Below are 10,978 nucleotides of genomic sequence, written 5' to 3'. Positions count from 1 at the left end.
GCGCACGGCCCCACCGGCCACGCCACGGCGGAACCCGGCCTGCCCGCGCCCGCCATGCGCGTACACGACCAGGACGTCGCGCCGCCGCCGAGAGCGCTGGTGCGCAGCGTCGGCGAGATCGCCGGGCTGTCGCCGCGCCGCCACCGGGGCGATCGCGGCGAGGTGGCCGGGCACGACGTCGACCGCGTCGACGCACTCGACCCGGTCGCGTGGCACGCCGCGGCCACCTGGCTGCAGAGCCTGAAGACCGCCGAGACCCGCCGCACCTACCTCGCCGCCCTGTCCGGGTTCCTGGCCTGGTTGAACACGCTGGACTCCCCCCGACGCCCGGCCGGGCTGCTGGCCGTCACCGAGGACCATCTGCAGGCCTACAAGGACGACGCCCTGAACGGGCGGCTGCGTCACGGCGTGCGCGAGCCCGGCACCCCGCTGGCGGCCAACACCGTCGCCAAGCGCATCACCACGCTGCGCTCCTTCTTCACCTACGCCCACCGCCGCCGCGCGAACGACCACAACCCGGCCATGTACGTGGAGCCGCCGCCCACACCCCGCAAAGGTCGCACGTTCCCGCTGTCCAAGGTGGAGGCCGGGCAGGTGCGTGAAGGGGCGCGCATGCTCGCCGAGACCCGCCCGGACGCGGCCGCCGCGGTGGCCATGCTGGCCGGGCTCGGCACCCGCAGCGGCTCGCTGCTCGCGCTGACCGTGGGCGACATCCGCACGCTCGTCGGCTTCGACGGCGTCCGGCACCTGACCGTCTCCTTCCGCAACAAGGGCGGCATGGAGGAACTGCTCCCGCTGCCGAAGCTGGCCACGGAGCTGCTCAAACCGCTGCTGACCGGCCGCGCCGCCACCGAGCTGCTGTTCAGCAAGCGCGACGGGTGGCCCATCGACCGCTGGTGGGCCACCGGCGCGCTGCGCGAGGCCGCCCGGCTGGGCGGCATCCCTGCCGAGCGCGCCGCGCAGCTGCACCCGCACATGCTGCGCTCCACCTACATCACCCACGCCTTCGCCCTGGGCATCGCACCCGACAAGGTGCAGGCCGCCGCCCGGCACGCCAGCATCGCCACCACGCTGCGCTACAACCATCCCGACCAAGACCTCGGCGGGCACGTCGCCTACCAGCTCGAAGCCGACTTCGACGACGCGTGAAGGCCGCCACCGTCCCGCCCCAGCACCAGTGAGACCACCGCGGCGATAGACCGGGTGGCGATCCCGCCGTCACCAGGAGGTGCTACGGCATGCCGGTGATCGCGCCGTCCAGGCTGGAGCGCTTGAGATCCAGTGTGCTCAGGTCGCATCCCCGCAGGTCGACGCCGTCCAGGTCACACTCACGGAACGACGTGTGGTCGAGGATCGCACCGGTGAAGACCGCATCGGTCAAGGTCGCCGGCTGGATCATCGCACTGCCCAGCCGGGTGAAGGCGATGGTCGCGTTGACCATCTCGCTGAAGCCGAACCCCGCCCTGGTGAGGTCGGCGCCGGCCAGATTGGCGCCGGTCAGGTCGGCGCCGGAAAAGATGGCGCCGCGTGCGGAGGCTCGCGACAGATCCGCGCCGGTGAGGTTGGCCCCGGCGAAGACCATCTTGTCGAGGTCCAGTCCGCGCAGATCGGCGCCGGAAAGATCGACTTCCTCCTCGGCGTTGTCGGCGCGCCACTGATTGAAGGCGAACGGCCCCTGCCTCAGGATCCCGATAACCGTTGTCCCGTCGAGACGCTCCACCCGCTCAGGACCGTCGGTGGTGTAGGCGTCGAGCGCGGCGACGTCCTCCCTCGCGCTGTCGAGTTCCGCGGCGAGTTCGTCATCGTACGGATACATGTCCGCCATCGCCTCCGTCATCGCGAGGCGGGTGCTCAGCAGTTTCAGCGCGTTGTCCCGATCGCCGTTGCTCTTGGCCAGCTCGGCGAGGCGTCGGAAGGCCAGGCCGGCTTCCATGGCCGTTTCCGGGCTCGTATTCGCCTGGAAGAGCCGGGTACGGATCGCAGAGCACTCGGCCCAGATCTCGTATTCCTTGTCCTTGTGCTCCGGCAGGTCGAGCGCGCGATACGCCTCGCCGAGGTGCTGCAACGAGTTGGCGAGCCGCTGGTCCGCTTCCATGAAGGTCGGGTGCTCGGCCGCGAGCTCGTGGTAGATGTCCACGGCGACCGTGAGCACGGCCTCGGCCGCCGCCAACTGGCCGTCGGCGAACCGGGCCTGTCCGCAGGTGTCGTGCGCGGCGCCGAGGCAGAATCTGGCCTCGTCGCGCTGCGGGTGGGTGGCGGCCCACTCCTTGACGGCGGACAGCGACCGTTCGGCCACCTCTCGCGCGGCGCGCGGGAAGTTGTGCCGGATCAACATGGCGACCAGATTGTCACGGATGGGACGGTGGTGGCCGTTGGCCGCCGACACGTACGGTGCGATCTCTCCCAGGAGCGCCATCCCCGCGTACTCGAAGTCTGGCTCCAGGCTCTCGATGACGGCGAGGACGAAGTGTGTCAGGTCACCCATCCCGTCGACCGCCACCAGGTGCCGGCAGACTCCGACGTAGTCGTCGAACGTGCCGTCGCCGTGTGTCCGGCTGTAGTGCATGTTCATGGCGCGTTCGTGGCGGTCGGCGATCGCCGGGCCCTGGTGCGGCGCCAGCATCTCCGCGATCCAGCGGTCGGCGAAGTAGACGGTGTCCCCGTCCCACCCCTCCCACGCGTTGAGCAGCCCGAGCTCGGCGAGCCGGGCCGCGGTGGCCTGCACGCTGTTGAGCGCCGCCCGCTTGGGCTTCGGGCGTTCCCTCCGGTCGGGCTTGCTGGTGTCGCAGGCGACGGCCAGGTCGTACGCGGTGACGGGGAAGGTGGAGATCGCGGCCTGGAGCAGGGTCTCTCGCTGTTGCCCTGTCAGCTCGGCCAAGATGAGGTCGAGCGGTGCGGCCCCCCGAGTCACGGCCGCGAGCCGCGCCCCCGCACCCTCGGGGTTCGCGGACAGCCAGGCGTCGACCAGTTGCAGGGACCGTGGATGCGCCGCGGTCGCGCCCACCACTCGCTCGCGGGTGGCCGGATCCACTGTGGACAGGAAGGGCAGTCCGGCTGCCAGCTCGGTTCCCGCGGTGAGGTCCAAGGGGTCGAGCCGCAGGACACCGAGCCGGTTGCCCGCGGTCGACGGCGGTAGCGGCGTCCGGCTGGTCACCAGCACCCGGCCCCGGTCGGCGGCCTGGCACAGTCGGTCGAACACCTCGCCGAAGCCGGGATCCAGGTAGCCCGTGCCGCCGAGGTTCTGGCTCAGGTCGTCGAAGAGCAGGACGAGGGGGAAGCTCTTCAGGAGCTGGCAGGTCGTGTCCAACATGGCGTCGTCCGACGGAGCCAGGCCGAGGGTCCCTATGATGCGCGTTTGTTCCGGGGAGAGCTCCTCGCCCCAACCTAAGAAGGCCTCTGTGACACCTCGGAACAGCGTTTGCGGAGCCCACCGGCCCACCACCGCGGCTGCCCCCCAGCCATCGGCCCGAAGCCGCCCGAGCACCTGGCGAGCCAGGGCGCTCTTGCCCGCCCCCGCGCCTCCGGTGATCACAAGCCCGGCCGGACCTGCGGCCAGCATGGTCAGCGCGGCCCCCAGGTCCGGCTCTCTGACCAGGGCAGGCGATCCGAGCCGCCGCACCTCCGGGCTCATGTTCGTTTCCCCGTTCACGATCGCGTCCTCCAACAGGCACGACGAATTTGACTGATCAAGCCCCCGAATTCGGGTGAGCTTACTTGATCGTCGGCGATCTCTGAGGCGATCTCTGAAATGAGCCGGTTGAGGGACTGAGGCCGCCGGGGAGAGCGTGCGGGCCGCGCCGCCGTACCAGCGTGAAGTCGATCTCGAAGGATCGGTTCCAGGGGAACGTGACGTCTTCGATCGTCCAGTCCGGGTCGAACCCGTCCAGGATCGGCTGGAGCCGCTCGCGGGCCGCGGCGGCGTCAGGGCCGGTGGCGCGGACGACGGCCTGGTAGCCGTAGTCCTCGGTGAGGCGGTGCAGCAGGAGGCGGCGGGCGGCCGTGCGGTCGAGGGTGTGCTCCCTGGCCCCGACGACGGTCGCCACGGCCGCGGCGACCACCGAGCCGATCGTGTTGCCCGCGGTGTTCCAGCCGCCGTAGGCCACCAGGCCGTCCACGAGGCCCTCCGCCTGCAGCGCCGCGACCAGGTCCGGGTCGCCGCCGTTGGTGTGACGGACGTCCGCCAGCGCGACCGGGACGCCGGACTCGCGGACCGCGCGAACCGTCGCGGCGACCGCGGCGGGGTCGGGACCGGGCGGGTTGCCGAACCAGTCGGTACGGGCCGGGTCGGGAGTGTGCAGGACCAGGGCGACATCGGCGTCCTGGCCAGGGGAAGCCACCTGGGCGCCGGCGGCGAGGATCTGCCGTCGCGCGCCCGCGCCGGCCGGCAGGTTCTCGTAGGCGGCGACGACGTCGAGCCCGGCCGGGTCGCCGCTGACCACGCTGATGCGGATCGGGCGGCCGTGCCGGGCCGCGAGCGCGCGGGCGACCAGCACCGCGCCGACCTCGTCCGCGCCCGGGTACATCAGCAGGGTGCCGGCCGGATCGAGGGCCCGGGCCCAGTGCCGCAGCCAGCCCTGCTCGACCGAGCCCGCCGAGTGCACGGCCGTGTCGTCGGCGGTGATGAGCAGCGGGTCGACGACGCCTTCCGCGAGCAGCCGCAGCGCCTCCAGGTTGACGACGTGGTTGCGCAGGCGGCGCAGCTCGAAGTCGGCCCGGATCTCGGCGGGGACCCGGCCGGTGAGCTCGTCGGCGGGCGGCTCGTCGCCGGTGAGGTCGGCCAGGTGCGCGCGGTGGAGCAGCCCGCCGTACGCGTGCAGCTCGCGGCCGAACCGCGGCCAGTAGGGCGGCTCCTCGTCGCCGTGGTAGCTGTCGCTGGCTCTGGTGACCAGGGAGACCGCCGAGACGGGCAGGCCGGGCCTGGCCCGGCGGAGCTCGCGCAGCACGCCGAGCCGGTCGAGGACGGTCAGTGTGTCGTCGGCGCTGGTCCTGGACGGGATGAGGCCGCCGTGCACCAGCGTCTCCAGGCAGACCACGGCGGCGTCGACGTCCTGGTCGAGCAGCCAGTCGCCGAGCGGCCCCGCCTTGCCGGGGATCCGCATGGACGGCAGCAGCCCGGCGTCGGGCAGGCTGAGCCGCGCGCCGGCGATGGCCGCGACGTCGGCGGGCAGGCGGGTGTTGACCGGGCGCTCGTCGAGGGGCAGCAGGGCGATGTGCATGGCGGTGGGACTTCCTACTGGGGGTCGCGGTAGATGGTGAGCTGGTAGGAGTAGCGATCTCCCCGGTAGAGCGAGTCGGCGCGCTCGATGGCCCGGCCGCGGGCGTCGAAGCCGGTGCGTTGCACCAGGAAGGCAGGGGAGAACGGCGGCGCGCCGAGGGCCTGCGCGTCGTCCGGATCCAGCACGGTCGCCTTGATCGTCTGCTCGGCCCGGTGCAGGGTGAGTCCGTAGCGGGCCGACAGCGCCTCGTACAGCGAGCCGTGCAGCTCCTCCGGCCCCAGGTCGTCGGGTACGAGCTCGCCGGGCAGGTAGCAGTGCTCCAGGCACATGGGCTCGTCGTCGGCGGTGCGGACCCGGCGGATGTGCAGGACCTGCGACGACGGGCTGATCTGCAGCGCGTAGCCGATGTCGGCGCCCGCCGGGATCCGCTCGCAGCCGACCTCGAGCGACCCGGGACGCAGGCCGCGCGAGCGCATGTCCTCGCTGAAGGAGGTCAGCTCGACGGACTTGCGGATGCGCGGCTCGCTCGCGAACGTGCCGGACCCCTGGACCCGGTAGACCCGCCCCTCCCGCTCGAGCTGGTCCAGCACCCGGCGCACGGTGAGCCGGCTGACCGAGAACTCCTCGGCCAGGCTCCGCTCGGTGGGCAGCTGCGCGTGCGGGGCCAGCTCGCCGAGCAGGAGGTCCACCAGGTGCTGACGGAGTTGCTCAGACTTGGCCGGGGGGCGTTCCGTCTTCATGGCCCAGGAGTCTAACCCAGAATTGGTGTACTCCAATATCTTGACCATCTCCCCTCGGCTGGCCTATACCAATCACAGCAATTACGGCATTTTCCGAGGAGCGAGCCATGAAGATCGTCAAAGTGGGCATGCCCTTAGTGCTCGTAGCCGCGCTGGCGGCCTGCTCCGGCAACGCCGCCGAATCCGGTGGCAAGACGACGATCACGTTCTCCTACCTCTGGTCCGGGCCGGAGGGCGAGGCGATCGAGAAGCTCATCGCCGCCTTCAACGCCGGCCAGAACAAGATCACCGTGAAGGGCGTGTCGAGCCCGGACGCCCAGAAGCAGCTCGCCTCGATGTCCAGCGCCAACGGCACCTTCGACATCTCCGACAACTTCGGCAATACCGTCGGTTCGTGGGCGGCCAAGGGCGTCCTGGCCCCGCTGGACGACCTGCTCAAGGGCCAGGGAGTCGACACGGGCGCGTTCGCGCCCGCCGCCATGGACCAGATGCGCCACAAGGGCCAGACGTACGCGCTGCCGATCGCCGTGCACACGTTCCAGCTCGTCTACAACAAGAAACTGCTCGTCGCGGCCGGGGTCGAGCCGCCCACGACCATGGACGAGCTCGCCGCGGCCATCCCCAAGCTCACCAAGACCGACGGCAAGGGCGCCATCACCCAGCTCGGCCTGGGCAACCCCAACCTCTCGACCTCCATCACCACGCTCGGCTACGCCTACGGCGGCACCTGGGACGGCACCGACCCGGCCAACCCGGCCCCGACCCCCGGCGATCCCGGCAACCTGGCGGCGCTGAAGTTCTGGCAGGACAACATCACCAGGAAGTACGGCGCCGACAAGGTCAGCGCGTTCAAGGCCGGGTGGGGCCAGTACATGTCGGCCCAGGACCCCTTCTACACCGGCAAGGTCGCCATGGTCATCGACGGCGAGTGGCAGGCCGTGTCGATCCCGAAGAACGCGCCCGGGCTCGAGTGGGGCGTCAGCCCCATCCCCGTCGCCCGCCCCGACCTCGACGGCACCACCCAGCTGACCGCGAGCACGCTGTTCATCCCGGCCAACTCCAAGCACCGGCAGGAGGCCGCCGCTTTCCTGAAGTACATGGTCTCGGAGAGCGCGGCGCGCGAGCTGAGCCTCGCCCTGGGGAACCTGCCCGCCCGTACGGGCCTGGCCGGCGACCCCGCGTACGCGAAGATCGCGAACTTCGACGCCTGGCTGGCGGCGATGAAGTCGCCCAAGGTCCGCTCGCTGTCCAGCGCGCCGTACGCCGCCGAGTACGCCACCGACCTCGAGAGCGCCTTCGACTCCGTCGCCAGGGACACGGCGACGCCCGAGGAGGCGATGGCCAAGGTGGCCGGCCGGGCGTCGGGTTATGCGAAGGGCTGAGGGGAGGGGGCTGGTCAAGGGGCTGGCGTTCGCCTCCCCCTTCCTGATCGGGTTCGCGGTGTTCATCGCGTACCCGATCCTGGCCTCCTTCCGCTACAGCTTCACCGACTTCAACCTGTTCCAGGACCCGCAGGATGTCGGCCTGGCCAACTACACGAGGATGCTGGGCGACGAGCGGCTGTGGCAGAGCCTGGGCAACACGCTCTACCTCACCGCGCTCGGCGTCCCGCTGACCATCGGGATCGCGCTGGCCGGGGCGCACGTGCTCAACCTGCCGGTGCGCGGGCAGCCGCTGTTCCGGGCGCTGGTCTACCTGCCGACGATCGTGCCGGTCGTGGTCGGCGGCTACCTGTGGCGGTGGCTGCTCAACGCCCAGTACGGCTTCGTCAACTGGGGGTTCGGCCTGCTCGGGCTGCCCGCCCCGCTGTGGCTGGAGAGCCCCGACTGGTCGCGGCCCGCGATCGTGCTGATGTCGCTGTGGACCGTCGGCGGCACCATGGTCATCTATTTGGCGGCGCTCAAGGATGTGCCCGCCGAGTTGTACGAGGCCGCGGCCATCGACGGGGCCGGGACGTGGCGCCGGTTCCGGCACGTCACCTGGCCGATGTTGTCGCCGATCACGCTCTTCCAGGTCATCGTCACCTTCATCGGATTCCTGCAGATCTTCGCGCAGCCGTACCTGCTCACGCAGGAGCGCCTCAACACCGGCAGCGGTGGCCCGGGGGACACCATGCTCAGCTACTCCATGTACCTGTTCCAGAACGCGTTCGTGTTCCTGAAGATGGGCTACGCCTCGGCCATGGCGTGGGTGCTGTTCCTCGTCACGCTGATCATCACGGCCTTGCTGCTGCTGAGCTCGCGCAGGTGGGTGCACTATGGTTCGCGCTAACGGCCGGCGGCTGGCGGTCGCCGGGCTCGTGCTGCTGTTCGTCTTCCCGTTCCTGGCGATGCTGAGCACGGCGTTCAAGCTGCCCAGCGACATCTTCCACGCGCCGCCCCGGCTGCTGCCGGCCGAGTGGACGTGGGACAACTTCGCCGCCGCCTTCGAGCAGATCCCGATCTGGCGTTACCTGGGCAACACGCTGTTCATCTCGGCCGCCAACGTGATCGGCACGCTGCTGGCCTGCCCGCTGGTCGCCTACTCGCTGTCGAAGGTGACGTGGCGTGGGCGCAGCGCGCTGCTGGCCGTGGTGCTCGCCACGATGATGCTGCCGCCGCAGGTCACCATGATCCCCGTCTACCTGCTGTGGAACGGGCTGAACGCGGGCGACACGTACTGGCCGCTGATCGCCCCCGCCTTCTTCGGCACGCCGTTCCTCATCTTCATGATCCGTCAGTTCCTGATGAGCGTGCCGAACGACCTGATCGCCGCCGCCCGCCTCGACGGCGCGAACGAGCTGCGCATCTACTGGTCGATCGTGCTGCCGCTGGCCCGTCCCGCGCTGGTGACCTCCGCGGTCTTCCAGTTCGTGTGGACGTGGACGGACTTCCTCAACCCGCTCATCTACCTCAACGACAGCGAGAAGTACACCTTGTCCATCGGTCTGTACGCCTTCTTCGCCGAGCACGACGTCGCCTGGGGGCCGCTGATGGCCGCCTGCGTCATGTTCACGATCCCCGCCCTGCTGATCTTCATCGCCGGTCAGCGCTACTTCGTGGGCGGCGTCTCCACGGGGGCGCTCAAATGAAGGAGCTGCGCGGCGGGCTGGTCGTCTCCTGCCAGGCTCCGGCCGGGCATCCGTTACGCGATCCCGAGGTGATCGCCCGGCTGGCCGAGTGCGCCGTGCTCGGCGGGGCGGCCGGGCTGCGGGTCAACTCGGCCGAGGACGTCGCCGCGGTGCGCCGCCGTACGACATCGCCGGTCATCGGCCTGCACAAGGTCAGGCACGGCCACCGGGACGTGATCACGCCGACACTGGAGCTGGCGGCCGGGCTCGCCGAGGCCGGCGCGGACATGATCGCCGTGGACCTCACGCCGGAGACCCCCGGGCCGGGGCTGAAGCTGATCGAGGAGATCCACGCGCTGGGCCTGCCCGTCATGGGGGACGTCTCGACCCTCGACGAGGGCCTGGACGCCTGGGCCGCGGGCGCGGACGTCGTCGGCACCACGCTGTCCGGCTACACCGCCCGCCAACTCCCCACGCCGCACGACCCCGACCTGCACCTGGTCGGCGCGCTCGCCTCGCGCGGGGTGCGGGTGATCGCCGAGGGCCGCTACCGCACCGAGCACCAGGTACGGCAGGCGTTCGCGGCAGGCGCGTGGGCCGTCGTGGTCGGCGGCGCGATCACCGACCCCATCTCCATCACCCGGCGCCTGGCCGCCGCGGCATCGCGATGACGCCGCTCGCGCTGGCCGTCGACATCGGCGGCACCAAGATCGCGGCTGGGCTCGTGGCGGCGGACGGCACACTCGTCGAGCACCGCAGGACGGCCACCCCCGCCGGTCCGGAGATCCTCGAGACCGTTTTCGAGCTCGCCCGGCCGCTGGTGAAGCGGGCCGCGGTCTGCGGGATCGGCACCGCCGGCACCGTCGATCCGCAGGGTCGCATCGCCTCGGCGACCGACCTGCTCACCGGCTGGGCGGGCACCGACGTCAAGGGCGTCGCCGAGCGCACGCTCGCGCTCCCCACCGTCGTCCTGAACGACTGCCATGCCGCCGGAGCCGCCGAGGCGCGGGCCGGGGCCGCCAGCGACGCCCGTACGGCGCTGATCGTCGCCATCGGAACCGGCATCGGCGGCGCGGTGTGCGTCGAGGGCCGGGTCCGGACGGGGGTCTCGGGAACCGCGGGCAGCATCGGCCACCTCCCCGCACCGACGACCGCGGGCGTGCGCTGCTCGTGCGGAGCGCTCGACCACATCGAGGCACACGCGTCCGGACCCGCGATCGAACGCGCCTACCGGGAGGAGACCGGTCAGGCACTCCCGCTCACCGAGATCGGCCGGCTCGGCTCCCACGTGATCACCGACGCGGCGACGCTCCTGGGCCGCGTGCTGGCCGGCGCCGCCAACCTGATCGACCCCGACGCGATCGTCATCGCGGGCGGGGTCTCGATGCTCGGCCCGGCGCTGCTCCGGCCGATGGAGGCCGCCTACCGCGCCGAGACCCTGCCGGGCCCATCGGCCGCACCGATACTCCCGGCCTCGCTCGGTGCGGACGCGGGGCTGGTCGGCGCGGGCCTGGAAGCCCTGTCCCATCTCGAGAACGGATCGTCATGCGCCGCGTTCTAGCCGTCTTATCCCTCGTCATGAGCCTGCTGGCCGTCGCGGGCCCCGCCGGTGCGGCCACGTGCGCCGCCACGCCGCGTTTCGCCGGGTCGTTCCTGCAGCCCGGCCTCGGCGACACCTGGACCTCCGCGGCCGCCCCCGCGGCCGGGGACGCCGACCAGGCCCGCACGTACCGTCTGCTCGGGCTGAACACCACCGCCCGCTACGTCCGGATCACCGTCGAGCCGGCCGGCAGCGCCTGGTCGTTCACCGACGAGGTGGAGGTGCGCACCACCTAGCCGGTCCAGCCGATGATTCCCCGGCTACGACCGCGCACGGCCAGTTGCTCCTTGACGGCGGACGCCGTCGCCGCCGTCAAGAGGGAATTCGTGGACACCTACACCGCCGTCGACGACCACGGGCCGACCCGCCGCAA

The 10,978-nt window shown here is 71.3% G+C and carries 10 protein-coding genes; 7 read left to right on the top strand and 3 right to left on the bottom strand.

What is annotated here, in order from left to right:
- Nucleotides 1-1,149 (top strand): tyrosine-type recombinase/integrase (locus ACWDX9_RS30785; protein WP_449959939.1); only part of this gene is annotated, 1,149 nt, incomplete at its 5' end.
- An 82-nt stretch (nt 1,150-1,231) separates the two neighbouring features.
- On the opposite strand, the gene ACWDX9_RS30780 is transcribed toward ACWDX9_RS30785, so the two are convergent.
- From ACWDX9_RS30780 to ACWDX9_RS30770, 3 genes are all read right to left on the bottom strand, one after another.
- The gene (locus ACWDX9_RS30780; protein WP_449959937.1) at nt 1,232-3,649 is read right to left on the bottom strand and encodes a pentapeptide repeat-containing protein; all 2,418 of its coding nucleotides are present in this window, start codon (nt 3,647-3,649) and stop codon (nt 1,232-1,234) included.
- Nucleotides 3,650-3,710: 61 nt separating this feature from the next.
- On the bottom strand, nt 3,711-5,216 hold the full coding sequence (locus ACWDX9_RS30775) for a DUF4127 family protein (RefSeq protein ID WP_449959935.1): 1,506 nt from the start codon (nt 5,214-5,216) through the stop codon (nt 3,711-3,713).
- A 14-nt stretch (nt 5,217-5,230) separates the two neighbouring features.
- Entirely contained in the window at nt 5,231-5,956 is a 726-nt protein-coding gene (locus tag ACWDX9_RS30770; RefSeq protein WP_364265421.1) for a GntR family transcriptional regulator, read from the bottom strand.
- A 107-nt stretch (nt 5,957-6,063) separates the two neighbouring features.
- Here ACWDX9_RS30770 and ACWDX9_RS30765 point away from each other — a divergent pair, with 107 nt between their 5' ends.
- From ACWDX9_RS30765 to ACWDX9_RS30740, 6 genes are read left to right on the top strand one after another with little or no spacing between them, the layout of a single operon-like run.
- Nucleotides 6,064-7,338 carry an ABC transporter substrate-binding protein gene (locus ACWDX9_RS30765; RefSeq protein ID WP_449959933.1) on the top strand — a complete coding sequence of 425 codons (1,275 nt, stop codon included), beginning with the start codon at nt 6,064-6,066 and terminating at the stop codon, nt 7,336-7,338.
- Nucleotides 7,325-8,227, top strand: coding sequence for a carbohydrate ABC transporter permease (locus tag ACWDX9_RS30760; RefSeq protein WP_449959931.1), 903 nt, complete (start codon nt 7,325-7,327; stop codon nt 8,225-8,227). Before ACWDX9_RS30765 ends, ACWDX9_RS30760 begins: the two co-directional genes overlap by 14 nt.
- Nucleotides 8,214-9,026, top strand: a complete 813-nt coding sequence (locus tag ACWDX9_RS30755) for a carbohydrate ABC transporter permease (RefSeq protein ID WP_449959929.1) — start codon at nt 8,214-8,216, stop codon at nt 9,024-9,026. The genes ACWDX9_RS30760 and ACWDX9_RS30755 overlap by 14 nt, the downstream gene beginning before the upstream one ends.
- Complete coding sequence (locus ACWDX9_RS30750; protein ID WP_449959927.1) at nt 9,023-9,676, top strand: N-acetylmannosamine-6-phosphate 2-epimerase; 654 nt, start codon at nt 9,023-9,025, stop codon at nt 9,674-9,676. Before ACWDX9_RS30755 ends, ACWDX9_RS30750 begins: the two co-directional genes overlap by 4 nt.
- The gene (locus ACWDX9_RS30745) at nt 9,673-10,566 is read left to right on the top strand and encodes an ROK family protein (protein WP_449959925.1); all 894 of its coding nucleotides are present in this window, start codon (nt 9,673-9,675) and stop codon (nt 10,564-10,566) included. Before ACWDX9_RS30750 ends, ACWDX9_RS30745 begins: the two co-directional genes overlap by 4 nt.
- A gap of 17 nt (nt 10,567-10,583) precedes the next feature.
- Nucleotides 10,584-10,841, top strand: a complete 258-nt coding sequence (locus ACWDX9_RS30740) for a hypothetical protein (RefSeq protein ID WP_449959923.1) — start codon at nt 10,584-10,586, stop codon at nt 10,839-10,841.
- Nucleotides 10,842-10,978: the final 137 nt, after the last annotated feature.

This window comes from Nonomuraea sp. NPDC003201, assembly GCF_053590415.1.
This window is presented reverse-complemented; position numbering and strand designations above follow the sequence as displayed.